Here is a 23647-nt window from a genome sequence, read left to right on the forward strand (position 1 = left end):
CGATCAACACGGCAGCTGCGCGGTCGCTGTTCACGACCGCCGGCGAGGAGGAAGCGTGAGCACGCGCGACACCCGCCCCGGCTCGGCCGGTGGCGTGGACACCCCCGGCCCCCTGCACGGCGGCCCGGACGACGACTACACCCCCGAGCAGCTCGCCGCCATGCGCCGCGAGGAGCTCGACCTGCTGGGCGCCCGGTACGACGGCGTGGAGGTCCTCCACGTCGACCCGGGCCCCGAACCCGGCTCCCGCCTCGAGCAGCGCGCGGTCCGCCAGGTCGGCTGGACCTTCTTCCTCGCCGGCGTCTGCGCCTTCCTGTTCCTGGTGGTCTACGTCGGCTCCGGCTGGTTCCTCCCCGAGTGGCAGTGGGCCGATGAGGGCTCCGCCTGGAGCGCGATGTTCACCCCGCTCCTCGGCCTGTTCATGGGCCTGTCGCTGACCCTGGTCGGGGTCGGGCTGGTGCTGTACACCAAGAAGCTCCTGCCGCACGAGACCGCTGTCCAGGACAAGCACGACGGGTCGCACTTCGACCGGGTCACGACCGGCGCCACCCTCGTCGGCGGCTACCACAACAGCGGCCTCCCCCGGCGCAAGTTGATCACCCGCTCCCTGGGCTTCATGGGCGCTGCCGTCGGCGTCATGCTCATCGCCCCGCTCGGCGGGCTCATCAAGAACCCGAACACCGGCAACCCGCTCGGTCGCACGTCGTGGGCCGAGGGCATCCGGCTGGTCCGCATCGACGGCTCCCCGGTACGGCCCGGCGACCAGCAGCCGGGCTCGCTCGAGACGGTCTTCCCGGCCGTGCCCGGCGGCAACTTGGAGTCCGACGCGGCCACCATGCTCATCCGGCTGCGGCCCGAGCAGGTCGACGAGGACCGGCCGCGGGAGGGCCAGGCGGACTTCGGCTACGGCGACTACGTCGCCTACTCGAAGATCTGCACCCACGCCGGCTGCCCGGTCTCCCTCTACGAGCAGGAGACCAGCCGCCTGCTCTGCCCCTGCCACCAGTCGCAGTTCGACGTCACCCAGGGCGCCAAGCCGATCTTCGGGCCGGCCACCCGCTCGCTGCCGCAGCTCCCGATCACTGTCGACGACGAAGGCTTCTTCGTCGCCCGCAGCGACTACATTGAGGCTGTCGGCCCGACCTACTGGAACCGGGAGCGCATCTGATGGCAGCTCGCACCGCCACGGCGCCGGGCGCCCCGACCACGAAGCTCGGCAAGGCCGCGCTCGAGATCGACGACCGGCTGATCGTCGCCGGCCCGGTCCGGCGGACGCTCAACAAGGTCTTCCCCGACCACTGGTCGTTCCTGCTCGGCGAGATCGCCCTGTACTGCTTCATCATCCTGTTGCTGTCGGGTACCTACCTGACGTTCTTCTTCCAGGCGTCGATGACCGAGGTCGTCTACGACGGGTCCTACGACCCGCTGCGCGGCCTGGACATGTCGATCGCCTACGCCTCGACGCTGGACATCTCCTTCGACGTCCGCGGCGGGCTCTTCATGCGCCAGCTGCACCACTGGGCCGCACTGCTCTTCGTGGCCTCGATCATCGTCCACCTGCTGCGCATCTTCTTCACCGGCGCGTTCCGGCGGCCCCGCGAGACGAACTGGCTGATCGGCGTCGCGCTCATGGTGCTGGCGCTCCTCGAGGGCGCGACCGGGTACACCCTCCCCGACGACCTGCTGTCGGGAACCGGGCTGCGCATCATCAGCGCCATCATCCTGGCCATCCCGGTCATCGGGACGTGGGCGCACTGGGCGGTCTTCAACGGCGACTTCGTGGGCACCGAGATCATCGGCCGCTTCTACATCGTCCACGTGCTGCTCATCCCGGCGATCCTGCTGGCGCTGATCGCGGCGCACCTGCTGATCCTGGTCAAGCAGAAGCACACCCAGTTCCCCGGGCCGGGCCGCACCGAGCACAACGTGGTCGGCAACCGGCTCTTCCCGACCTTCGCCGGGAAGGCCACCGGCCTGCTGTTCGTCGTGTTCGGTGTCTGCGCCGCGCTCGGCGGTCTGGTGCAGATCAACCCCGTCTGGTTGTGGGGCCCGTACAACCCGGCCATGGTCTCGGCCGCGTCCCAGCCGGACTGGTACGTCATGTTCCTGGACGGCTCCACGCGCCTGTTCCCGGCGTGGGACATCAACCTGCCCGGCGACTACACCATCCCGGCGCTGTTCTGGCCCACGCTGGTGCTGCCCGGGATCCTGTTCACCCTGCTGGCGCTCTACCCGATGATCGAGCGGAAGCTGACCGGCGACACCGCGTCGCACCACCTGCTGCAGCGCCCGCGCGACGTCCCGGTCCGGACGTCGCTCGGCACGATGGCGATCACCTTCTACCTCGTGCTGCTGATCTCCGGTGGCAACGACGTGGTGGCGGACAAGTTCGACATCAGCCTGAACGCGATGACGTGGGCCGGCCGCATCGGGCTCGTCGTCCTCCCGCCGATCGTCTACGTGATCACCTACCGGATCTGCCTGGGCCTCCAGCAGCACGACCGCGAGGTGCTCGAGCACGGCATCGAGACCGGTGTCATCCGCCGGCTGCCGCACGGCGAGTTCATCGAGGTGCACCAGCCGCTCGGCCCGGTCGACGAGCACGGCCACGGCCAGCTGGCCTACGGTGGCGCTCCGGTGCCCAAGCGGATGAACCACGCGGGCGCCGCCCGCCGGGCGATCCGCGGCTTCTTCTCCCCCGTCGAGTCGCCCTCGGCGGTCGAGCTGGAGCAGCAGGCCGAGGGCCGGGGTCTCTCGGCCGGCGAGAGCCGCGAGCTCACCACGTCGGGGCGGCCCTCCGAGGGCGGGCGCCCGTCCGACGGCGGTCGTCCGCAGGACCCGCGCGACTGATCAGCACGACAGCAGAAGGGCCCCGGTGGATTCCACCGGGGCCCTTCTGCATGCTGCGGGCCGGTGCGATGGCCACCGATGCGATGGCCACCGGTAGCGATGGCGAGCCGAGGCCTCAGCTGGCCTCCGGATCGGCCCCCTGGGCGGCGCGACCACCGTCGACGGGGAGGACCGCCCCGTTGACGAAGGCGGCGGCCGGGGAGAGCAGGAAGGCGATGGCCCCCGCCACCTCCCCCGGTCGCCCGATCCGCCCGAGTGGGTGCAGCTCGGCCATCTGCCGCTCCACGTCGGGGTGCTCGGCCCGGTAGGCCTCGTAGCGCGCGGTGGTGACCGAGCCCAGGGCGACAGCGTTGGTCCGGATGCCCTGCGGACCGTGGTCCACTGCGACGGCTCGGGTCAGGCCCTCGATCGCCGCCTTGGCCGTGGCGTAGGGAAGGGCGCCGCGCACCGGACGCTGTGCCTGGTGCGAGGAGACGTTGACGATCGCCCCGGGACGGCCATGGGCCAGGTAGTGGTTCACCGCGGTGTGGCAACCGGTGACGGCCAGTGCCAGGTTGGCGGTGACGAGTCCGACCACCTCGGCGGCCGATGACGACCTGAGGTCGGCGTCGCGGAAGACGGCGGCGTTGTTCACCCAGCCGGTCAGCCGGCCCGCTGCCTCCGCGCGACGGGCGGCCTCGGACGTGACGGCCGGGTCGCCGGCGTCACCGATGACGAACTCGATGCGCCCGTCGGTGCGGCCCGGGTCCTCCGCGAGGTCGATGACGACGACGGGGCCTTCCTCGGCGAGGCGCTCGGCGACGGCCCATCCGATCCCCTGCGCGCCGCCCGTGACGACGAATGCCGCCTCCCTGGTCATTTCACCCCCTCGCCCGCCCAGGGACGCGGACAGCGGACGCACACGACGTCGGCCCGGGGTCACGACGACGCAGGGCCCTCCACCAGCCGGTGGAGGGCCCTGCGACGTGCACGGTTCGCCGGGTCAGCTCTGCTGGGCGTTCTGCCCGGTGTAGTACTCGAACAGCAGGCCACCGACGGTGATGATGATGGCGACGCCTGCCATCAGGATCAGCCAGTAGTAGAAGAACGCCAGGGCCAGACCCATGAGCGCGCAGGAGAGGCCCAGCCCGAGGGGCCAGTAGCTGGCCGGGCTGAAGAAGCCGAGCTCACCGGCGCCGTCGGCGATCTCGGCGTCCTTGCGGTCCTCGGGACGGGCGTCGATCCGCCGCGAGACGAACCAGAAGAACCCGCCGATCAGCACGGTGAGGCCACCGGACAGGGCCAGGGCCGTGGTGCCGATGGGCTCCCGCGACCAGACGCCGTAGACGATCGCGGTCACGAACAGGAACACCGAGATCAGGTTGAAGATCAGTGCCTCGACCTTCACGGCCGTGCCTCCTCGTACGTCGATGCGGTCCGGTGCTGGGTGCCGGGCGCGTCAGTCACCGGCGGGCTGGAGCTGCTCGACGACCTTGGTCTGGACGAGGTCCAGCGGAGTGGTCGTGGTCGCCTCACCGGGCTGATCGATCAGCTCGAGCGCCTCGTAGGTGCTCAGGCCTTCTTCGCGGGCGGCGATGTAGTCGTCGTACTCGTCGGGGCTGACCGACCGGACCTCGAAGTTCATGTACGCGTGGTAGGTCCCGCACAGCTCGGCGCACCGGCCGACGTAGGCGCCCTCCTCGCGGACGGTCACCTGGAAGACGTTGTCCCGGCCGTTCTCGTTGCCCGGGATCACGTCGAGCTTGAAGAGGAACTCGGGCACCCAGAAGGAGTGGATGACGTCGGCGGAGGCGAGCTCGAACTGGATGGTGCGGTCGACCGGGAGCACGAGGATCGGGATCTCGGTGCTGGTACCTACGGTGTCGACCGGCTCGCCGTCCGCGCCCGTGGTCTCCGGGTAGACGAACTGCCAGTTCCACTTGAACGCGTTGACCGCGATGGTGACGTCGGGCTCCTCCTCGCGGTCGAGCACCTCGTTCTGGGTGACCGCGGTGAAGAAGAACAGCCCGGCGATGATGAGGAACGGCGCGATCGTGTACGCGATCTCCAGGGGCAGGTTGTACGCCGTCTGCCGCGGCAGCTCGTCGCCCTTCTTGCGGTGGGCGATGATCGAGTAGGCGATCAGCGCCCACACCACGAGCCCGATGATCAGGGCAGCCATCGTGGAGCCGATCCACAGGTTCTGCATGGCTTCGGCTTCGTCGGTGATGCCCTCGGGCCATCCCCAGCGGACGAAGTTCTCGACCCAGAACTCCCGGTCGGTGACGTCGCACCCGGTGAGGGTCAGCGCCCCCAGGAGACCTAGCGCGGCCACCCGCGTGAGCCTGCTGCCTCGAGCCACTGCTCGCTGCCTCCTCGTCCTCCGCCCGGCACTCGGGCGGTCCTCCCAGTGGGTCTCCACCGGTTCCCGGCGGAAGTCCCTACCGCCGATCACAGTGTGGGCCGAGACTAGCCGACCCGCCTCAGGGGGTGACCACCGGAGACGGTCGGGCGGGTCGTGCCGCCCGGGGCCGGCGCCGGGTCGAGTGGCTCCGGCCACGCCGCCCGGCGGACCGGGCCCGTGCCGTCGGGCGGCACGTAGAGTCGGGGGCGTGTGGACCCGGCTCCTGACCCCGAAATGGGTGCTCCTGCACCTGCTCGTGGCCGCCCTCTTCGTCGCCACGTTCTTCCTGGGCTACTGGCAGCTGAGCAAGGCCGAGGCCGGCGGGGGCGCCGTCAACTGGAGCTACGCGATGCAGTGGCCGCTCTACGGCTTCATGGGCCTGTGGTTCTACGTCCGGATGCTGAAGGTCGAGTTGCACCGCGATCCCGACGAGGACGAGCCCGGCAACGCCGTGGTGCTCTACCAGCGGCCGCGCATCGACACCTCCGGCGACCCGGAGCTGGCCGCCTACAACGCCTACCTCGCCGAGCTCAACGAGCGCGCTCTGGGCCAGCGGAGCGCCAGCCGTGGCCACTGAGCGGACGACGGCGTCCGGCCGCGACGTGCCGACGGCCCTCACCCGTTACCGCGTCATGGCCAACGTCGTCGGGGTGCTCCTCATCGCCCTGATCTTCGTCGCGGTCCCGCTCAAGCACCTGGGCGGCATCGACGGCCCGGTGGCGGTCCTGGGGACCGCGCACGGCTGGCTCTACGGCCTGTTCTTTCTGTCCGCCGTCGACCTGGCGCTGCGCGCCCGGTGGACGCTCAAGGGCACCGTGCTGACGCTCGTGGCCGGCACCGTGCCGGTGCTGTCCTTCTTCGCCGAGCGGACGGCCACCCGCAAGACCCGCGCCGGCGTGCGCGTCTGACCACCGCGGCCCCGCCGCCACGCCCCACCGATCCCCGGAGACCTGCGCCTGATGTGTGGCCTGCTCGCCTACTTCTCGACCGACGCGCCGCGCGTGACCGACGGCGTCGTCTCCGACGTCCGGGCCGCGCTGCCCTGCCTGCGGCACCGGGGCCCCGACGAGACCGAGGTCTGGTCCGACGACCGCGTCGTGTACGGCTTCAACCGGCTGTCCTTCATCGACATCGAGCACAGCCACCAGCCCATGCCCTACGCCGACGGCCGCTACCGGATCGTCTTCAACGGGGAGATCTACAACTACCTGGAGCTGCGCGAGGAGCTCGCCGCCGCCGGCGCGGAGTTCGCGACGCAGGGTGACACCGAGGCGATCGTCGCGGGATACCACCTGTGGGGCGAGGACGTCGTCCACCGGCTGCGCGGCATGTTCGCCTTCCTGATCTGGGACGCCGAGCGGCAGACGGTCTTCGGCGCCCGCGACCCCTTCGGCATCAAGCCGCTGTTCACGACCCGGCTGGCCGACGGTGCGCTCGCCTTCTCCTCGGAGAAGAAGGCGCTGCTCCAGCTGCTCGGCGGCAGCACCGCGGCCGGCGGCGTGGACGGCGCCTCGCTGCAGCACTACCTGACCCTGCAGTACGTCCCCGAGCCGGCGACCCTGCACCGGGCGATCCGCCGGATCGAGAGCGGGACGTGCTTCACCGTGGCGGACGGCGAGCTGACCACCCGTCGCTACTTCCACCCGGCCTTCCCGGTCCAGCCGGTCGCGAAGGACGAGGAGCAGGGTCTCTACGACCGGATCGCCGAGGTCCTCGACGACTCGGTCCGGGTGCACATGCGCGCCGACGTCACCGTCGGCTCGTTCCTCTCCGGTGGCATCGACTCCACCGCCATCGCGGCGCTGGCCAAGCGGTACAACCCCGACCTCATGACCTTCACGGTCGGCTTCGAGCGGCAGGGCTTCTCCGAGATCGACGTCGCCGCGGAGTCCGCGGCGGCGATCGGCGTCGAGCACGTGACCAAGGTGGTCACCGCCGAGGAGTTCGCCGAGTCGATCCCGCTCGTGGTCTGGTACCTGGACGACCCGGTCGCCGACCCCGCGCTCGTGCCGCTGTACTTCGTGGCCCGCGAGGCGCGCAAGCACGTCAAGGTGGTGCTCTCCGGCGAGGGCGCCGACGAGCTGTTCGGCGGCTACAACATCTACCGCGAGCCGCTGTCCCTGGCCGCGTTCGACAAGCTCCCCGGCGGCATCCGCCGGGCGCTGGGCACGCTGTCGACCAAGCTCCCCGACGGCATGCGCGGCAAGGACCTGCTCCGGCGCGGCGCCATCCCGCTCGAGCAGCGGTACTACGGCAACGCCCGCATCTTCCGCGACGAGGAGCTGACCTTCCTCGAGCAGCGGGACCCGGACCTCTCGCACGTCGCCGTCACGCGCGAGCTCTACGCCCGCACCCGGGCGGCGGGCTACGACGACGTCACCGCGATGCAGTACGTGGACCTGTTCACCTGGCTGCGCGGCGACATCCTGGTCAAGGCCGACAAGATGACCATGGCGAACTCGCTGGAGCTCCGGGTCCCGTTCCTGGACCCGGAGGTGTTCCGGGTGGCGTCCACCATCCCGGTCGGCCAGCGGGTCACGAAGGAGACCACCAAGTACGCCCTCCGCCGGGCCCTCGAGCAGATCGTGCCGCCGCACGTGCTCGACCGGCGGAAGCTCGGCTTCCCCGTGCCCACCCGGCACTGGCTGGCCGAGGACCTGCACGACTGGGCACGGCAGGTGATCGAGGACAGCCAGACCGATCAGTGGCTGGACAAGCAACAGGTGCTGGCGATGCTCACCGCGCACCGGCAGAACCAGCGGGCCGGCTCACCGGTCGACCACTCGCGCAAGCTCTGGACGCTGCTGGTCTTCATGGTCTGGCACGGGATCTTCGTCGAGGAGCGGATCACGCCGGAGATCCCGGCGACGGTCTACCCCGTCCGGTTGTGACGCCCTGACACGGCGATCCTCCGGATCGCACGGCGGCCACGTGCCGTTCCCCTGGGACGCGGAGCCCGTCCGTCACTCCTCGCGGAGACCCTCCGGGCCTCCACTCGTCGTGACCAGACCGGGTGCCGTTCCCCTGATCCAAGGAGCTGTTTCGTCACGCCTGTGCGGACCCTCCGGGCCCACTCGGCGCGACCCTGCAAACGTCAGAGGCCCGGTCCCCCTCGGGGACCGGGCCTCTGTCGTGCGGGCGGCTCAGTTGAAGGAGTCACCGCACGCGCAGGAGCCCTGCGCGTTGGGGTTGTCGATCGTGAAGCCCTGCTTCTCGATGCTGTCGACGAAGTCGATGACCGCGCCGCCGAGGTACGGGCCGCTCATCCGGTCGACGATCACCTCGACACCGTCGAAGTCGTAGGTCTGGTCGCCGTCGAGGAACCGCTCGTCGAAGAAGAGCTGGTACCGCAGGCCGGAGCAGCCACCGGGCTGGACGGCGATGCGCAGCCGCAGGTCGTCGCGGCCCTCCTGGTTCAGCAACGCCTTGACCTTGGCGGCCGCGGGGTCGCTGAGCACGACGCCGGTGGCCGTGGTGTCCTGCACCGTCATATTCCTGTCCTCTCCCTCCGGGGTGTCCGCGTAGGCGGTCCTACCGCGGACGAACGCCGTCGGAACGGCTCCTTCTTCCCGTGCGCACCCACTGTACGGCTCGCAGCTCGACCTCCGGGGCCGCGTTGCTCACACACGTAGACTTCCTGGCCGTGAAGCTCCGCCTGCCCGGCCGCCGTGACCACGCCGAGACGACCGACGCCACGTCCGCGTCCACCGGCGAGCTGGACGACCAGCTGGTGAAGGCCGGCGGCAAGGGCCGCCCGACCCCCAAGCGCACCGTCGCACAGGGCCGGCGGCCGGGGCCGCCGCCGCCTCCGCCCACCACGCGCAAGGAGGCCTACCGCCGCATGCGCGAGCAGCAGGCCGCCCAGCGCGCGCAGTCCCGGCAGGGCATGGCGCGCGGTGACGAGGCCTATCTGCCCGCACGGGACCGCGGCCCGGTCCGCAAGCTGGTGCGGGACGTCGTCGACAGCCGGCGGAACGTCGGCAGCTTCTTCCTGGCGGTCGCCGCGGTGGCCCTCGTGGGCACGCTCGTCCCGAGCATGGCGGTCAAGAGCTACTCGAGCTTCGTGCTCCTCGGCTTCTTCCTGCTCCTCATCATCGACTCGGTGGTGCTCAGCCGGAAGATCAAGAGCGCCGTCGCCCAGCGGTTCCCCGACGGGAACCACAAGACGCGCGGCCTGGTCTGGTACGGCATCAGCCGGTCGACCATGATCCGCCGGTGGCGGTTCCCCAAGCCCGAGGTCCCGCTCGGCGCCGAGGTCTGAGCGCCGTCCCGGCCGGACGGCGCGGCGCTCCGCGCGGCTGATGCGGGTCACCCTGCTGGGCACGGGCGCCGCCGACTGCTGGCCCAACCCCTGGTGCACGTGCGCGTCGTGCGCCGACGCCCGCCGCAGCGGGCAGCTGCGCCGGCCGACGTCCGCGCTGGTCGACGGCGTGCTGCTGCTGGACCTCTCGCCGGCCCCGCCACCGGAGGGCGTCTCGCTGGCCGGGGTGCGCACCGTGCTGGTCACCCACGACCACCCCGACCACTGCGCGCCGCTGGTCCTGCTGGCCCGCCAGTGGGTGCGCCGGTCCGAACCCCTCACGGTCGTGGGCCCTCCCCCGGTGCTGGCGGCGGTCCGGCCCTGGCTGGCCCCGGCCGACCCGGTGGAGCTGGTGCCCGTCGAGCCCGGCACGTCGCTGACCCGGGCCGGGTACGGCGTCCGCGTCCTCGCCGGGGCGCACGAGGTGCCGACAGCGCTGTACGACGTCACCGGCCCCGACGGGGTGCGGCTGCTGTACGCCACCGACACCGGGCCGCTGCCCGAGTCGACGGTGGCCGCCACCCGCGACGCCGCCTACGACGTGCTGCTGCTGGAGCAGACCTTCGGCGACCTGGCCGACCACGGCACCGGGCACCTCGATCTCGCGACGTTCCCCGTCCAGCTGGATCGGCTGCGGGCGGTGGGTGCGGTCACCCCCGCGACCGACGTCGTCGCCGTGCACCTCAGCCACCACAACCCGCCGGCCGCGCTCCTGGCCGGGCGGCTCCGCGACTGCGGCGCGCGGCTGGCCGACGACGGTGCGGTGCTGGAGTGCGGGCCCGACCGGGCGCCCGCCCCGGCCGGCGGCTAGCGTCCGCGGACGTGGAATTCCGACGCCTCGGCCGCTCCGGCCTGACCATCTCCGAGATCGCATACGGCAACTGGCTCACCCACGGCGGCCAGGTCGAGGAGGATGCCGCGCACGCGTGCGTGCGGGCCGCCCTGGACGCCGGCATCACCACCTTCGACACCGCCGACGTCTACGCCGGCACCCGGGCCGAGACCGTCCTGGGCACGGCCCTCGCGGGCCACCGGCGCGAGTCGATCGAGCTGTTCACCAAGGTGTACTGGCCGACCGGACCGGGACGGAACGACCGCGGGCTCGGTCGCAAGCACGTCATCGAGAGCTGCCACGCGTCGCTGCGCCGGCTGCAGACCGACTACGTCGACCTGTACCAGGCCCACCGCTACGACCCCTCCGTCCCGCTCGCGGAGACCATGACGGCGTTCGCCGACCTGGTCCGCTCGGGCAAGGCCCTCTACATCGGCGTCTCGGAGTGGAACGCCGAGCAGATCGCCTCCGGGTCCGCGCTCGCGCGGGAGCTCGGCATCCAGCTGATCAGCAACCAGCCGCAGTACTCGATGCTCTGGCGGGTGATCGAGTCCGAGGTCGTGCCGACATCGGAGAAGGAAGGCGTCTCCCAGATCGTCTGGTCGCCGCTGGCGCAGGGCATCCTCACCGGCAAGTACCGGCCGGGCGAGCAGCCGCCGGCCGACAGCCGCGCCGGTCACGCCCAGGCCGGCCAGTCGATGCAGGGGTTCATGACCGACGACATCCTCGGCCGGGTGCAGCAGCTCCGGCCGATCGCCGACGACCTGGGCCTGTCGATGGCGCAGCTCGCACTGGCCTGGGTGCTCCAGAACCGCAACGTCGCCGCCGCGATCATCGGCGCGACGCGTCCGGAGCAGGTCCGGGACAACGTCGCGGCCGCCGGCGTCACCCTCGAGGCCGACGTCATGACGCGGATCGACGACGTCCTGGGGGACGTCGTGGAGCGGGACCCGGCGAAGACCGCGCGCGGCTGAGGCCTGCCGGCCTCCCCGCCCTCCGCGGGAGGACCGGGGAGGCCGGCACGCCGACCATGAACCTCTACCCGAGGGTCAGGTCTCGTCGAGGCCCATGGGCCCGTAGACCTTGCGCTCGCCCTCGAGCAGGGTGACCGCGGCGACCCCGCGGTCGAGCAGCTCGCGCCAGTTCTCCCCCAGCCAGGACTCCGCGTCACCCTGGTTGTCCTCCTCCGGGACCTCGACCCCGACCGAGGCCGGGTCGAGGGCGGATCCAGCGGGGTCCTCGAGACGCCAGTGCCAGCTCATGCGCCGAAGGCTAGTGGCGGCGGTGACCTCGGGCACCGCCGCGCCCGTGCGCGCGCCCCCTCCGGTTACGGCTGCGCCGCCGGGGGCATGGACCTGCATCGACCCGCCCAACCGGAGGACCGATGACCGCACCCCGCCCCGGCGCCACCCGCGCAGATGTTTCCCCCGTGCCCGAGAACGCCTCGACCGGGCAGCTGATCGGCCAGCTCACCGAGCAGATCAGCCGCCTCGTCCGCGACGAGGCGCGTCTCGCGCAGGCCGAGGTGACCCAGAAGGCGAAGAAGCTCGGCGTCGGCGCCGGCCTCTTCGGGGGCGCCGGCCTCGTCGCCTTCTTCGGCCTCGCCGCCCTCATCACCGCGGCGATCCTCGCCCTGGCCCTGGTGCTCCCCGCCTGGCTGGCCGCGTTGATCGTCGCCGTGGCCCTCTTCGCCGTCGCCGGTGTGCTGGCCCTCGTCGGCAAGAAGGACGTGCAGAAGGGGTCCCCGCCGGTGCCGACCGAGGCCATCTCCAGCGTCAAGACCGACATCGCGACCGTGAAGGAGAGCGCACACCGATGAGCACCCCCAGCGGCTCGGGACCGGACGACGGGCAGTCCGCCGCCGGTCCCACGGACCCCGACCAGATCCGGGCCGACATCGAGGCCACGCGCGAACAGCTCGGCCGCACGGTGGACGAGCTCAGCCAGCGCCTCGACGTCCCCGCACGGGCGAAGGAGAGCGCGGCGCGCGCCAAGGACACCGCGGTGGAGACCTACCGCGAGAGCCCGCCGGCGGTCGCCGGGGCCGGCGCCGCGCTGGCCGGGCTGGTCGGCCTGGTGCTGTGGCGCCGTCGGCGCGCCCGCCGGCGGGCCAGCACCGAGGAGCTCGTCGTCGTCGGGGCGGGAACGGGCCGCAAGCGCCAGGCGAAGCGGGCCCGCAAGGAGCTGGCCACTCGGCGGATCGCCGCGCAGAAGGCCGCCAAGAAGGTGGAGAAGGATGCGCGGAAGGCCACGAGGCAGGCCGAGAAGCAGGCCCGCCGCAGAACGAGGAGGAAGCGTTGAGCAAGGGAGCCAAGCTCGCCTACCGGCCGATCGGCCTGGCCGCGGGTATCGCGGCCGGTGCCGTGTCCGGAGCGGTCTTCAAGCAGGTGTGGAAGCGCATCAGCGGCGAGGACGACGCACCGGACGCGCTGCAGAGCGAGTACCCGATGTGGGAGATCATCGTCTCCGCGGCGCTCCAGGGCGCGATCTTCGCGGCCACCAAGGCGACCATCGACCGGCTGGGCGCGGAGGGCTTCACCAAGCTCACCGGGGCGTGGCCGGGCGACTGACACCCGGCGGTGGCCGGGACCCCGGTCCCGGCCACCGGCACGCCACACCCACCTCGCGGCCGGACGGCCCAGCAGACGACGGCCCAGCCCCAGGGAGACGCAGTGACCGGCACCCGCCCCCGCGAGAGCGCGGTCGACCGCATCCGCCAGCGCGTCGAGGAGAAGGCCGCCCGGCGTGCCGCGGCCGCGCGGACGACGGCGGCCGGTGGGCCGGCGCACGACCCGAACCGGCTGCCGGCGGGCGCCCCCGGCCAGGACGAGCTCCCCGGCATCCACGCCGCGGCGCCGACGCAGATCCCCGCCCGCGGCTGGAAGCAGGTCCTCAAGCGCGCCTGGGCGGAGAACAACGCCGACAACATGCCGATCATCGCCGGCGGGGTGGCGTTCTTCGGCTTCCTGGCGATCTTCCCGGCGCTCCTGGCGCTGATCTCGATCTACGGCCTGATCGTCTCCCGCGAGCAGGCGGCCGCCCAGGTGGAGTCGTTCACCACCGGGCTGCCCGAGGACGCCCGGACGCTGATCGGGACCCAGGTCGCGAACATCACCGAGGCCGAGAGCGCCCTCACGTGGGGCCTCGTGCTGTCGATCCTCGGTGCGCTGTGGAGCGTCTCGGGCGGCGTGAACAACCTGGTGAAGGCGGTCAACATCGCCTACGACGAGGTGGAGACCCGCAACTTCGTCAAGCTCCGCGCGCTCTCGCTGGCCCTCACCCTCGGCGCCATCGTGTTCGTCGTGCTGACCATCGGCCTGGTCGCCGTCCTCCCGGTGGTCCTCGACGCGCTGCCGCTGGGCTCGGTCGGCACCGTGCTGGCGGAGATCGGCCGCTGGGTGCTGCTGCTGATCGTCGTCGCGGGGTCGCTCGCCGTCCTCTACCGGCTCGCGCCGGACCGGGACGCCCCGAAGCTCCGCTGGGTCAGCCTGGGTTCGCTCGTCGTCACAGTCGTCTGGGCGGTGGTCAGCCTCGGCTTCACCTTCTACGTCAACAACTTCGGCTCGTACAACAAGACCTATGGCGCGATCGCCGGCGTGATCGTGCTGATGCTGTGGCTGTACCTCACCTGCTACCTGGTGCTCCTCGGGGCGGAGATCAACTCCGAGGCCGAGCACCAGACCGGCCTCGACACCACCGACGGCGAGCCCATGCCGATGGGTGAGCGCGATGCGGTGAAGGCCGACACGCTGCCGGCGAAGGCCGAGCCGGACAAGGGCGACAGCGACCCCACGCGCAAGGCCGCGCCCTAGCCGGCTCCCCCGGCGCCCGGGCTCAGCGGACGTGCGAGGGGACGAACGGCGGTCGCACGACCTCGACCGCCTGCGGGCGACCGCGGACGTCGACGGCGAGCTCCGCGCCGTCCGCCACCCCGGCCGCCGTGTCGAGCAGCGCCAGCCCGATGCCGGTCTTGAGGGTCGGGGAGAACGTGCCGCTGGTGACCTCGCCGACCGCTCGCCCCGCGCCGTCGAGCACCGCCATGCCCGGGCGCGGGATGCCGCGGCCGGTGGCGCGCACGCCGCGCAGCTGCCGGGCCGGGCCGGCCTGCTTCTCGGCGCGCAGCGCCTCGCTGCCCCAGAACGCGGCCTTCCCCCAGCCGACCGCCCAGCCGGCGCGGGCCTGCACCGGCGTGATCTCCCGGGAGAGCTCGTGCCCGTGCAGCGGGTAACCCATCTCGGTGCGCAGCGTGTCGCGGGCGCCCAGCCCGCACGGCCGGATGCCGACGTCCTGGCCGGCCTCCAGCAGCGCGTCCCACAGCTCCCCGGCCCGGTCGGCGGCGACCAGCAGCTCGTAGCCGTGCTCACCGGTGTAGCCGGTCCGGCAGACCGTCACCTCCGCGCCGGCTCCCCCGGTGCCGGTCACGAAGGACATGTAGCCGATCTCCCCGGGCAGCCCGAGCAGCTCCAGCACCTGCAGCGAGCGCGGCCCCTGCACGGCCAGGACGGCGACCTCGGTGTGCCGGTCCTGCACGGTGACGCCGGCCGGCGCCGCGTCGGCCAGCCGGCCGAGCACCTCGCCGGCGTTGGCGGCGTTGGGCACCAGCAGGACGTCGTCGTCGCCGTGCAGGTAGGCGATCAGGTCGTCGACCACTCCCCCGGCGTGCTCTTCCCCGTCGGGCACGCAGCACAGCGTGTACTGCGCCTGCCCGGGCCCGATGCGGCTCAGGTCGTTGGTCAGGCACGCGTCGACGAAGGCCGCGGCCCCCGGCCCGCGCACCGTGCCGGTGCCCAGGTGGGAGACGTCGAAGAGCCCCACGCCGGTGCGCACCGCGGTGTGCTCGGCCAGGACCCCGCCCCCGGCGTACTCGATCGGCATCGACCAGCCGCTGAAGTCGGCGAGCTTGGCCCCGGCCGAGAGGTGCCGGTCGTGGAGGGGCGAGGTCAGCGGGCTCACGGCGGTCACGCTAGCCGGGGCGGGCCCCGACCGATCGGAACGGGCCTGTCGCAGGGATGCCACGCGAGCAGGTGACCTGCTGGAACGGCCCCCCGCAGCGACCCGCACCGAGCCTGCGAGGGGTGGGGAGCGGGGGGTCCTTCTACGATCGACCGGTGCCGCCGACGATCTCTGCCACCGACCACCCGCTCGAGAAGCTGACCGGCGACGCCGTCGTCGTCGCCGTCGGCAAGGGCCCCGAGGGGCCGCTGCCGACACCCGGCGCCGAAGCCGTCGACCGACTGCTCGGCGGGCGCCTGTTCCCCGCCCTGGCCGACCTGGGCGCCACCGGCGCGCAGGACGAGGTCACCCGGCTCCCCGCGTTCGGGCAGGGCCCCTTCCCGGTGGTCGCCGTCGTCGGGCTGGGCGCGCCCGAGGCCGCCGGCGGCTACCTGCCCGAGGCGCTGCGCCGCGCCGCCGGCTCGGCGAGCCGGGCGCTCAAGGGACGCCGCTCGGTGGTGAGCCTGCTGGCCGCCGTCGGAGGCACCCCGGACGCCGACCGCCTGCACGCGGTCGGCGAGGGCTCCCTGCTGGGCGCGTACGAGTTCACCGCCTACAAGTCCCAGCTGCCCGCCGACCGGCCGACGCCGCCGAGCGAGTTCACCATCGTCGTCCCGGGCGCCGGGGCGGCGGAGGCGGCGCTGCGCCGGGTGCGCGCGGTGGCCGACGCGGTCTGGCTGGTGCGCGACCTGGTCAACACCCCGCCGAACGACCTGTACCCCGCCGAGTTCGCGGCGCGCGGCGCGGCGGCCGGCGAGAAGCTGGGCCTGACCACCGAGATCCTCGACGAGGACGCGCTCGCCGCGGGCGGCTACGGCGGCATCCTGGCCGTCGGCGGTGGCTCCGCGCGCAAGCCGCGGCTGCTCCGGCTGTCCTACACCGGGCCCGGCGCCCGGAAGAAGATCGCCCTGGTCGGCAAGGGGATCACCTTCGACAGCGGCGGCATCTCGATCAAGCCCGCCGCCAAGATGGAGGACATGAAGAGCGACATGGGCGGCGCCGCCGCCGTGATCGCCACCGTGTGCCTCGTCGCCCAGCTCGGGCTGCCCGTCGAGGTGACCGCCACGGTCCCCATGGCCGAGAACCTGCCCAGCGGCACCGCCTACCGCCCCGCGGACGTGGTGACCTTCCGCAACGGCAAGAAGGCCGAGATCACCAACACCGACGCCGAGGGGCGCGTCGTCCTCGCCGACGCCATCGCCCGCGCCGCCGAGGACGCACCCGACGTCCTGCTGGAGACCTCGACCCTGACCGGTGCCCAGATGGTCGCCCTCGGCGCCCGGACGTCCGGTGTGATGGGCAGCGACGACCTGCGCGAGGCCGTCGTCACCGCGGCCCGGCGCAGCGGCGAGGCCGTCTGGCCGATGCCGCTCCCGCCCGAGCTCCGCAAGGGGCTGGACTCGACGGTCGCGGACTTCGTCAACGCGAACACCGACCGGCTCGGCGGCATGCTGGTCGGCGGGCACTTCCTGTCGGAGTTCGTGCCGGCCGGGCTGCCGTGGGCGCACATCGACATCGCGGGCCCGAGCTACAACACCTCGGCGCCGTGGGGCTACACGGTCAAGGGCGGCACCGGCGTCCCGGTCCGGACGCTGCTGGCCACGATCGAGGACCTCATCGCCGGCTGACCCCCCTGATGATCAGGTGACCTGATCGTTCCGGGTCCTGGCTCACCGTCAGCGGTGAGCCAGGACCACCGGAGGTGAGCCAGGACGCCGGTTGCCGGCGCCCCCACTCATTTGTGGCGGGCGCTCCAGTCGCGCATGCGCTGGGGATAGCCGGTGACCTGGGCGTCGTACACGGGGATGGCCAGCTCGCGGGAGAGCCGGCGGGCCACCTCCGGGCCGCCGATGCGGCGCCGGGTCCACTCCCCGTCCGAGGCGACCAGCACGATCGTCGCCTCGGTGACCGCCGTCCGCGGCTCGACGTAGCCCTCGACGCCGCGGCGGGTGGCCACGAACTCCTCCAGGTGCCGGAGATCGGTCCGCTGCGACCCACGGTCCAGCGTGGCGCGGCGCCCGTCGCCGCTCCGGCCGCGGCGGCTGCGCCACCGGTCGAACAGACCCATCGCCGTCTCCCCGTCCTCGACCCGAGCCCGCGGTGATCACCGCGACGCAGGGGAAGCAACGGTGGTCCCGGCCAGGTCGTTCCCGGAGTGGCAGGATGGGGTCCAGCCCCCGCCCGCTCGAGCGGGGACGCCGTCCTACGCACCTGAGGAGCACCCGTGAGCGCACCCGCCTCCCCCGCCGACCTGGTCATCCTCGGGGGTGGTTCGGGCGGTTACGCCGCAGCCTTCCGGGCAGCGGAGCTCGGCCTGAACGTCGTCCTGATCGAGAAGGACAAGGTCGGCGGCACCTGCCTGCACCGCGGCTGCATCCCGACCAAGGCCCTGCTGCACGCCGGTGAGGTCGCCGACCTGGCCCGCGAGGGCGAGCAGTTCGGCGTCAAGACCTCGCTGGCCGGCATCGACATGGACGGCGTCAACAACTACAAGAACGGCGTCATCTCCAAGCTCTACAAGGGCCTGCAGGGCCTGGTGAAGGCCCGCAAGATCACCTACGTGGAGGGCGAGGGCCGGCTGGTCTCCCCCACGGCCGTCGAGGTGAACGGCCAGACCTACGAGGGCAAGCACGTCCTGCTGGCCACCGGCTCCTACCCCCGCTCGCTGCCGGGCCTGGAGATCGACGGCACCAAGGTCATCACCAGCGACCACGCGCTCGACCTGGACCGGGTACCGAGCTCGGCGATCATCCTCGGCGGCGGCGTCATCGGGTGCGAGTTCGCCAGCGCCTGGAAGTCCTTCGGCGTCGACGTCACCATCGTCGAGGGCCTCCCGCACCTGGTCCCGCTCGAGGACGAGTCCGCCTCGAAGCTGCTGGAGCGCGCGTTCCGGCGGCGCAAGATCGCCTTCGAGCTCAGCAGCCGCTTCTCCGGCGTGCAGACCACCGAGAACGGCGTCAAGGTCTCCCTCGAGAACGGCAAGGAGATCGAGGCCGAGCTGCTGCTCGTCGCCGTCGGTCGCGGCCCGGTCAGCTCGGGCATCGGCTACGAGGAGGTCGGCGTGGCCATGGAGCGCGGCTACGTCCTCGTCGACGAGTACATGCGCACCAACATCCCGACGATCTCCGCCGTCGGCGACCTCGTCCCGACCCTGCAGCTGGCGCACGTCGGCTTCGGCGAGGGGATCCTCGTCGCCGAGCGGGTCGCCGGGCTCGAGCCGGCGCCGATCGACTACGCCGGGGTCCCGCGGATCACCTACTCCGACCCCGAGGTCGCCTCCGTCGGGTTGACCGAGGCGCAGGCGAAGGAGCGCTACGGCGAGGTCAAGACCCTCACCTACGACCTCGCCGGCAACGGGCGCAGCCAGATCCTGAAGACGACCGGCGCGGTCAAGCTCATCCAGGCGCCCGACGGCCCGGTCGTGGGCATCCACATGGTCGGCAGCCGCGTCGGCGAGCTCATCGCCGAGGCCCAGCTGATCTACAACTGGGAGGCCGAGGCCGACGACGTCGCGAGCCTCATCCACCCCCACCCGACCCAGAGCGAGGCACTCGGCGAGGCGCACCTGGCGCTGGCCGGCAAGCCCCTGCACGTGCACGGCTGATCGATCCCCTCCCCCATCCCGCACCGCCAGAAGGAGTCCTCCCCCGATGCCGACGTCCGTCACCATGCCCGCCCTGGGCGAGAGCGTCACCGAGGGCACGGTCACCCGCTGGCTCAAGCAGGAGGGTGAGCAGGTCGAGGTCGACGAGCCCCTCCTCGAGGTGTCGACCGACAAGGTCGACACCGAGATCCCCTCGCCCGCCGCCGGCGTGCTGACCAAGATCCTCGTCGCCGAGGACGAGACCGTCGACGTCGGCGCCGAGCTGGCCGTCATCGGTGGGGACGGCGACGGCGACGGAGGTGGCGACGAGGGCGGCGAGTCCGCGCCGCCGGCCTCCGCCGAGGACGCCGACACCACTCCCCAGTCCCCCGACCAGCAGGTCGAGGACGCCGGCCCCTCCGGTGACGAGCAGCCGGCCGCCGAGCCGGAGCCCGAGCCCGAGCCGGCCCAGGCCTCCGGTGGTGGCGGTGGCGGTGGCGGTGGCGGCGAGGGCACTCCGGTGACCATGCCGGCGCTCGGCGAGAGCGTCACCGAGGGCACGGTCACCCGCTGGCTCAAGGCCGTGGGCGACGAGGTGACCGCCGACGAGCCGCTGCTGGAGGTCTCCACCGACAAGGTCGACACCGAGATCCCGGCGCCGGTCGGCGGCACGCTGCTGGAGATCACCGTCAACGAGGACGAGACCGTCGACGTCGGCGCGCAGCTGGCCGTCATCGGCACCGGCGCCTCGGGCGGCGGCTCCGCTCCCGCCCCGGCGCCCCAGCAGGAGGCCCCGAAGCAGGAGGCCCCGAAGCAGGAGGCACCGAAGCAGGAGGCACCCAAGCAGGAGGCCCCGGCCGAGCCGGAGCCCCAGGCTGCCCCGCAGGCCAAGCAGGCCGACCCGGCCAGCACCCAGCCGGGCGGCGACTACGGCGCCAGCGGCGCCCAGCCCTCCGAGTCGCCGACCGACGCGCCCCCGCCCCAGGTGGCCCCGCAGGCCCCGGCCGCCTCGGCTCCGGCGCCGTCGGGTGACGGCGGCGGCCAGTACGTCACCCCGCTGGTGCGCCGCCTGGCCGCCGAGCGCGGCGTCGACCTCGCGTCGGTGTCCGGCACCGGCGTGGGCGGCCGCATCCGCAAGCAGGACGTCCTCGCCGCCGCCGACAAGCCGGCCGCTCCGGCGGCCTCCGCCCCCGCCGCCGGTGGGTCCGCCCCGCGCACCCCGTCCCCGGCCGCGACGCCGGACACGTCGCTGCGTGGGCGCACCGAGAAGATGTCCCGCCTGCGCACGGTCATCGCCAAGCGGATGGTGGAGTCGCTGCAGGTCAGCGCCCAGCTGACCACGGTCCTCGAGGCCGACGTCACCCGCATCGCCCAGCTGCGGCAGCAGGCCAAGGCCGGCTTCGAGGCCCGTGAGGGCGTGAAGCTCTCCTTCCTGCCGTTCTTCGCCAAGGCGGCGGTGGAGGCGCTCAAGCAGCACCCGTCGGTGAACTCCTCGATCGACCAGGCGGCCGGCACGGTCACCTACCACGACGCGGAGAACCTCGGCATCGCCGTCGACACCGAGCGCGGCCTGCTCGTCCCGGTGATCCACGACGCCGGTGACCTGAGCATCGGCGGGATCGCGCGAAAGATCGCGGACCTGGCGGAGCGGACACGCACGAACAAGGTGACGCCGGACGAGCTGGGTGGCGGCACCTTCACGCTGACCAACACCGGCAGCCGGGGCGCGCTGTTCGACACCCCGATCATCAACCAGCCGCAGGTGGCGATCCTGGGCGTCGGCTCGGTGGTGAAGCGGCCCGTCGTGGTGCAGGACGCGGATCTCGGCGAGGTCATCGCGGTGCGGTCGATGGTCTACCTGGCGCTCACCTACGACCACCGGATCGTCGACGGCGCCGACGCCGCCCGCTTCCTCACCACGGTCAAGGAGCGGCTGGAGGCCGGCCAGTTCCACGGCGAGCTCGGCCTCGGCTGAGCGAGGACGCCGGCCCGTACCACTCGCGAGCCCACGGCGGGCCCCCTCCCGGGGCCCGCCGTGGCCTGCACCCCTGAGGAGCGTCCGTGAAGATCGCCGTGGCCGGTGCCTCCGGGATGATCGGCGGCGCGCTGGTGCCCGCCCTGCGCGACGACGGCCACGAGGTGCTGCAGCTCGTGCGCCGCACGCCGCGTACCGCCGACGAGCACCGCTGGGACCCGCAGCACCGGCGGATCGACCCGGCCGTGCTCCGGGACGTCGACGCGGTGGTCAACCTCGCCGGGGTGGGCGTCGGTGACCGGCGGTGGAGCGAGCGCCACAAGCAGGCGGTGCTCACCAGCCGGGTGGATGCGACGGCCACGATCAGCGAGGCCCTGGCCGATGCCGCCACCGCGGACGGGGACCGGCCGCGGGTGCTGCTCAACGCCTCCGCGGTCGGCTGGTACGGGGACACCGGCGACCGCGTGGTCGACGAGTCCGATCCCGCCGGAGACGACTTCCTGGCCCGCGTCTGCGTGGCCTGGGAAGGGGCGACCGCACCGGCGGAGGCCGCCGGCGTTCGGGTGACCACGCTGCGGACCGGGCTGGTGCTCGGGCGGGGCGGGCTGCTGTCCCGGCTGCTGCCGATCTTCAAGGCCGGTCTCGGCGGGCGGCTGGGTAGCGGCGGGCAGTACGTCCCCTGGATCAGCCAGACCGACGAGATCGGGGCGATCGGGTTCCTGCTGGACCACCCCGTGCCCGGGCCGGTCAACCTGTGCGGTCCGGCCCCGGTCACGAACACCGAGTTCACCGCCGCGCTGGGCCGCGTCGTGCACCGGCCGGCCGTCCTCGCCGTCCCGCCCCCCGCGCTGTGGGTGGTCCTCGGCGAGTTCGCCCGGGTCGGGGTGCTGGCCGGTCAGCGCGCCGTGCCCGCGAAGCTCGAAGAGGCGGGTTTCCGCTTCGCCCATGCCGACGTCGAGGCGGCTCTCCGCGCTGCGGTGGCCCGCGGCTGAGAGGTCTCCGAGCCGCTCAGCCCACCCGCTCCGCCGAGCCGATCCGCCAGCCCTCGGGGGTGCGGACCACGACCATCCGCACCGCCGTGTCCGGTCGGCCGGCCACCGTGCGCAGCGCGTCGCCGTCCGGGTCCCCGGAGCGCACGACGTCGTAGTCCGGCCAGCGATCGGTGAGCAGGAGCTCGGCCCGGTCCGCGGTGGCGTCGACGACGGAGAGGTCGACGACGGCCGGCGCGAACCCCCGCAGCTGCTCACCGGCGGCGGCCAGCGCACGGGCGTGCTCCGCGTCGGCCGCCTGCAGGGCGTTGCCGGGTGCGTACACCTCGTCGAGCACCGCTGGATCTCCGCTCAGCCCGGCGGCCCGCCGTTCGTACAGCCGCGCCACGACCGCCGTCCACTCCTCCTCGGTGACCGGCCGGGCCAGGTCCGGAGCGTCCGGTTCCAGCTCCTCGGCCGGCGCCGCCTCTCCGGGCAGCGGCTCCTCGGCCGCTGACGTGGGTACCGCGGGCGCCGGTGCCGGGGAGGTGGCCGCGACGGCGGAGGTGGCGGGGGTGCCCCCGCCTCCTCCCCAGCGGGTGCCGGCCCAGGCGGTGACCGCGAGCGCGGCGAGGACGATCGCCGCCACCAGCAGCCCCCGCGCCAGTGGTCCGGAGGCCGCGGCGGCCCGGAGCCGGCCGCGCCGGCGCGCGTCCGGGTCGACGACGACCGGCGCCGGCCGGGGCCGGCGACCGGGCACCACATGGGTCAGCTCGGTGCGCGCGTCCGGCCGGCCGGAGCCGGCCGCCCGGGGGGCCGCGCGCAGCCCCACCGGCTCCGGCCGGCAGGCGCGCCTCAGGTCGAGGGCGAAGGCCGCCGCGCTGCCCCGCTCGTGCGGGTTCGCGGCCAGCCCGCGGCTGATGACGGCGATCAGCTCCGGCGGCGCCTCGGGCGCCAGCTCGGGAAGGTCCGGCAGCTCGCCGCCGGCGGCGACCCCGAGGGTGTCGGCCGGACGGGCCGCGTTCCACGGGGCGATGCCGGTCAGCGCGTGGAACGCGGCCGCCGCCACCCCGAACACGTCCGACGCCGGGCCGGGCGTGCCGCCGCGGGCGACCACGGGATCGACGTAGGCAGGGGTGACCTCCGCAGCAGCCGTCTCCCCCAGCACCCGTGCGACACCCAGGTCGGTGAGCACCGGGCGCCCCTCCGCGGTGAAGACGATGTTGCCCGGCGACAGGTCACCGTGGACGACGCCGTGCCCGTGCGCGTGCGACAGCGCGGCAGCCACGGGCGCGATCGCCGTCACCACCTCCCCCGGCCGCAGCCGGCCGCGCCGGGCCAGGAGGTCGGCGAGGCTGCCACCGTCGAGCAGGTCGAGCACCAGGGCGACCCGCGGGGCGCCGCCCCTCCGGGGCTGGTGCACCACCTCGTGCAGGCGCACCAGGTGCGGGTGGTCCAGCTCGCCGAGCAGCGCCGCCTCGCGGGCCTGCCGCGCCGGGTCGCCCGCCACCAGCACCTTGACCGCGACCGGTTCGCCACCCTCGCGGGCGACGGCCCGCCACACCTCCCCCGATGCGCCGCGGCCGAGCAGCGCCTCGAGCGTGTAGCCGGGCACCGCGGGCGGCTGGGCGGCGGGTTCCCCGGGCGGGACGACGGCGGACATGCCGGGACCGTAGGCCGGATCGCGCGACCGCCGCCCGCGTTGTCCACAGGCCCGGCGTCGGTACGGCGTCCGCCCGGCCGCCGCGGTGCGGTCCGGCTACC

The 23647-nt window shown here is 73.2% G+C and carries 24 protein-coding genes; 16 read left to right on the plus strand and 8 right to left on the minus strand.

Annotated features, from left to right (window positions below; translation table 11 throughout):
• The first annotated feature begins 55 nt into the window (after positions 1 to 55).
• Both qcrA and qcrB read left to right on the plus strand, forming a co-directional pair.
• Positions 56 to 1168, plus strand: a complete 1113-nt coding sequence (gene qcrA / locus BD833_RS07590; RefSeq protein WP_208092419.1) for a cytochrome bc1 complex Rieske iron-sulfur subunit — start codon at positions 56 to 58, stop codon at positions 1166 to 1168.
• Entirely contained in the window at positions 1168 to 2850 is a 1683-nt protein-coding gene (gene qcrB / locus BD833_RS07595) for a cytochrome bc1 complex cytochrome b subunit (RefSeq protein WP_166532529.1), read from the plus strand. The genes qcrA and qcrB overlap by 1 nt, the downstream gene beginning before the upstream one ends.
• 115 nt (positions 2851 to 2965) lie before the next feature.
• On the opposite strand, the gene BD833_RS07600 is transcribed toward qcrB, so the two are convergent.
• The 3 genes from BD833_RS07600 to ctaC all read right to left on the minus strand — a co-directional run bounded on the left by BD833_RS07600 (position 2966) and on the right by ctaC (position 5164).
• On the minus strand, positions 2966 to 3709 hold the full coding sequence (locus BD833_RS07600; protein WP_166532530.1) for an SDR family NAD(P)-dependent oxidoreductase: 744 nt from the start codon (positions 3707 to 3709) through the stop codon (positions 2966 to 2968).
• Between the two features lie 123 nt (positions 3710 to 3832).
• Positions 3833 to 4237 carry a cytochrome c oxidase subunit 4 gene (locus BD833_RS07605; RefSeq protein WP_166532531.1) on the minus strand — a complete coding sequence of 135 codons (405 nt, stop codon included), beginning with the start codon at positions 4235 to 4237 and terminating at the stop codon, positions 3833 to 3835.
• 51 nt (positions 4238 to 4288) lie between these two features.
• On the minus strand, positions 4289 to 5164 hold the full coding sequence (gene ctaC, locus BD833_RS07610) for an aa3-type cytochrome oxidase subunit II (protein ID WP_243737519.1): 876 nt from the start codon (positions 5162 to 5164) through the stop codon (positions 4289 to 4291).
• Between the two features lie 277 nt (positions 5165 to 5441).
• Between ctaC and BD833_RS07615 the strand changes: the two genes are divergently transcribed.
• Genes BD833_RS07615 through asnB form a run of 3 tightly spaced genes read left to right on the plus strand, consistent with a single transcriptional unit; the run spans position 5442 to position 8124 of the window.
• Complete coding sequence (locus BD833_RS07615; RefSeq protein ID WP_166532533.1) at positions 5442 to 5810, plus strand: metalloprotease; 369 nt, start codon at positions 5442 to 5444, stop codon at positions 5808 to 5810.
• Complete coding sequence (locus tag BD833_RS07620; protein ID WP_243737520.1) at positions 5800 to 6141, plus strand: DUF3817 domain-containing protein; 342 nt, start codon at positions 5800 to 5802, stop codon at positions 6139 to 6141. Before BD833_RS07615 ends, BD833_RS07620 begins: the two co-directional genes overlap by 11 nt.
• 51 nt (positions 6142 to 6192) lie before the next feature.
• On the plus strand, positions 6193 to 8124 hold the full coding sequence (asnB, locus tag BD833_RS07625) for an asparagine synthase (glutamine-hydrolyzing) (RefSeq protein WP_166532534.1): 1932 nt from the start codon (positions 6193 to 6195) through the stop codon (positions 8122 to 8124).
• Between the two features lie 252 nt (positions 8125 to 8376).
• Here asnB and BD833_RS07630 read toward each other — a convergent pair whose 3' ends face one another.
• A complete protein-coding gene (locus BD833_RS07630; protein ID WP_166532535.1) occupies positions 8377 to 8724 on the minus strand; it encodes a HesB/IscA family protein in 348 nt (115 codons plus the stop codon).
• A gap of 152 nt (positions 8725 to 8876) precedes the next feature.
• On the opposite strand from BD833_RS07630, the gene BD833_RS07635 reads away from it, so the two are divergent.
• The 3 genes from BD833_RS07635 to BD833_RS07645 are packed head-to-tail and all read left to right on the plus strand — an operon-like array spanning position 8877 to position 11339.
• Complete coding sequence (locus tag BD833_RS07635) at positions 8877 to 9494, plus strand: DUF3043 domain-containing protein (RefSeq protein ID WP_166532536.1); 618 nt, start codon at positions 8877 to 8879, stop codon at positions 9492 to 9494.
• A gap of 40 nt (positions 9495 to 9534) precedes the next feature.
• Positions 9535 to 10344 carry an MBL fold metallo-hydrolase gene (locus BD833_RS07640; protein ID WP_166532537.1) on the plus strand — a complete coding sequence of 270 codons (810 nt, stop codon included), beginning with the start codon at positions 9535 to 9537 and terminating at the stop codon, positions 10342 to 10344.
• Positions 10345 to 10355: 11 nt separating this feature from the next.
• A complete protein-coding gene (locus tag BD833_RS07645; RefSeq protein ID WP_166532538.1) occupies positions 10356 to 11339 on the plus strand; it encodes an aldo/keto reductase family protein in 984 nt (327 codons plus the stop codon).
• 75 nt (positions 11340 to 11414) lie between these two features.
• On the opposite strand, the gene BD833_RS07650 is transcribed toward BD833_RS07645, so the two are convergent.
• The gene (locus BD833_RS07650; protein ID WP_166532539.1) at positions 11415 to 11627 is read right to left on the minus strand and encodes a hypothetical protein; all 213 of its coding nucleotides are present in this window, start codon (positions 11625 to 11627) and stop codon (positions 11415 to 11417) included.
• A gap of 122 nt (positions 11628 to 11749) precedes the next feature.
• Here BD833_RS07650 and BD833_RS07655 point away from each other — a divergent pair, with 122 nt between their 5' ends.
• From BD833_RS07655 to BD833_RS07670, 4 genes are all read left to right on the plus strand, one after another.
• Positions 11750 to 12184, plus strand: a complete 435-nt coding sequence (locus BD833_RS07655) for a phage holin family protein (protein ID WP_166532540.1) — start codon at positions 11750 to 11752, stop codon at positions 12182 to 12184.
• Entirely contained in the window at positions 12181 to 12666 is a 486-nt protein-coding gene (locus BD833_RS07660; RefSeq protein WP_166532541.1) for a DUF3618 domain-containing protein, read from the plus strand. Before BD833_RS07655 ends, BD833_RS07660 begins: the two co-directional genes overlap by 4 nt.
• Positions 12663 to 12935: a DUF4235 domain-containing protein gene (locus tag BD833_RS07665; protein WP_166532542.1), complete on the plus strand. Its 273-nt coding sequence runs from the start codon at positions 12663 to 12665 to the stop codon at positions 12933 to 12935. The genes BD833_RS07660 and BD833_RS07665 overlap by 4 nt, the downstream gene beginning before the upstream one ends.
• 102 nt (positions 12936 to 13037) lie before the next feature.
• On the plus strand, positions 13038 to 14177 hold the full coding sequence (locus BD833_RS07670; protein ID WP_166532543.1) for a YihY/virulence factor BrkB family protein: 1140 nt from the start codon (positions 13038 to 13040) through the stop codon (positions 14175 to 14177).
• 22 nt (positions 14178 to 14199) lie between these two features.
• Here the strand turns inward: BD833_RS07670 and gcvT are convergent, their stop codons facing one another.
• Positions 14200 to 15318: a glycine cleavage system aminomethyltransferase GcvT gene (gene gcvT / locus BD833_RS07675; RefSeq protein WP_166532544.1), complete on the minus strand. Its 1119-nt coding sequence runs from the start codon at positions 15316 to 15318 to the stop codon at positions 14200 to 14202.
• Positions 15319 to 15473: 155 nt separating this feature from the next.
• On the opposite strand from gcvT, the gene BD833_RS07680 reads away from it, so the two are divergent.
• Positions 15474 to 16985: a leucyl aminopeptidase gene (locus tag BD833_RS07680; protein ID WP_166532545.1), complete on the plus strand. Its 1512-nt coding sequence runs from the start codon at positions 15474 to 15476 to the stop codon at positions 16983 to 16985.
• A gap of 107 nt (positions 16986 to 17092) precedes the next feature.
• On the opposite strand, the gene BD833_RS07685 is transcribed toward BD833_RS07680, so the two are convergent.
• Positions 17093 to 17425, minus strand: coding sequence for an oxidoreductase (locus BD833_RS07685; protein WP_166532546.1), 333 nt, complete (start codon positions 17423 to 17425; stop codon positions 17093 to 17095).
• Positions 17426 to 17581: 156 nt separating this feature from the next.
• Between BD833_RS07685 and lpdA the strand changes: the two genes are divergently transcribed.
• From lpdA to BD833_RS07700, 3 genes are all read left to right on the plus strand, one after another.
• The gene (lpdA, locus tag BD833_RS07690) at positions 17582 to 18961 is read left to right on the plus strand and encodes a dihydrolipoyl dehydrogenase (protein ID WP_166532547.1); all 1380 of its coding nucleotides are present in this window, start codon (positions 17582 to 17584) and stop codon (positions 18959 to 18961) included.
• 46 nt (positions 18962 to 19007) lie between these two features.
• Positions 19008 to 20915 carry a 2-oxoglutarate dehydrogenase, E2 component, dihydrolipoamide succinyltransferase gene (gene sucB / locus BD833_RS07695; protein WP_166532548.1) on the plus strand — a complete coding sequence of 636 codons (1908 nt, stop codon included), beginning with the start codon at positions 19008 to 19010 and terminating at the stop codon, positions 20913 to 20915.
• 86 nt (positions 20916 to 21001) lie between these two features.
• Complete coding sequence (locus tag BD833_RS07700) at positions 21002 to 21907, plus strand: TIGR01777 family oxidoreductase (protein ID WP_166532549.1); 906 nt, start codon at positions 21002 to 21004, stop codon at positions 21905 to 21907.
• A 16-nt stretch (positions 21908 to 21923) separates the two neighbouring features.
• Here the strand turns inward: BD833_RS07700 and BD833_RS23205 are convergent, their stop codons facing one another.
• The gene (locus BD833_RS23205; RefSeq protein WP_166532550.1) at positions 21924 to 23546 is read right to left on the minus strand and encodes a serine/threonine-protein kinase; all 1623 of its coding nucleotides are present in this window, start codon (positions 23544 to 23546) and stop codon (positions 21924 to 21926) included.
• Positions 23547 to 23647 lie beyond the last annotated feature (101 nt).

The organism is Blastococcus xanthinilyticus, from assembly GCF_008124835.1.
Lineage (GTDB): Bacteria > Actinomycetota > Actinomycetes > Mycobacteriales > Geodermatophilaceae > Blastococcus > Blastococcus xanthinilyticus.

Bases quoted from the DNA above. Each gene is read 5' to 3' on its own strand.
- BD833_RS07630 (WP_166532535.1), bottom strand. From the start codon at position 8,724: ATGACGGTGCAGGACACCACGGCCACCGGCGTCGTGCTCAGCGACCCC.
- qcrB (WP_166532529.1), top strand. From the start codon at position 1,168: ATGGCAGCTCGCACCGCCACGGCGCCGGGCGCCCCGACCACGAAGCTC.
- BD833_RS07660 (WP_166532541.1), top strand. From the start codon at position 12,181: ATGAGCACCCCCAGCGGCTCGGGACCGGACGACGGGCAGTCCGCCGCC.
- BD833_RS07650 (WP_166532539.1), bottom strand. From the start codon at position 11,627: ATGAGCTGGCACTGGCGTCTCGAGGACCCCGCTGGATCCGCCCTCGAC.
- sucB (WP_166532548.1), top strand. From the start codon at position 19,008: ATGCCGACGTCCGTCACCATGCCCGCCCTGGGCGAGAGCGTCACCGAG.
- BD833_RS07685 (WP_166532546.1), bottom strand. From the start codon at position 17,425: ATGGGTCTGTTCGACCGGTGGCGCAGCCGCCGCGGCCGGAGCGGCGAC.
- BD833_RS07655 (WP_166532540.1), top strand. From the start codon at position 11,750: ATGACCGCACCCCGCCCCGGCGCCACCCGCGCAGATGTTTCCCCCGTG.
- BD833_RS07600 (WP_166532530.1), bottom strand. From the start codon at position 3,709: ATGACCAGGGAGGCGGCATTCGTCGTCACGGGCGGCGCGCAGGGGATC.
- BD833_RS23205 (WP_166532550.1), bottom strand. From the start codon at position 23,546: ATGTCCGCCGTCGTCCCGCCCGGGGAACCCGCCGCCCAGCCGCCCGCG.
- asnB (WP_166532534.1), top strand. From the start codon at position 6,193: ATGTGTGGCCTGCTCGCCTACTTCTCGACCGACGCGCCGCGCGTGACC.
- BD833_RS07640 (WP_166532537.1), top strand. From the start codon at position 9,535: ATGCGGGTCACCCTGCTGGGCACGGGCGCCGCCGACTGCTGGCCCAAC.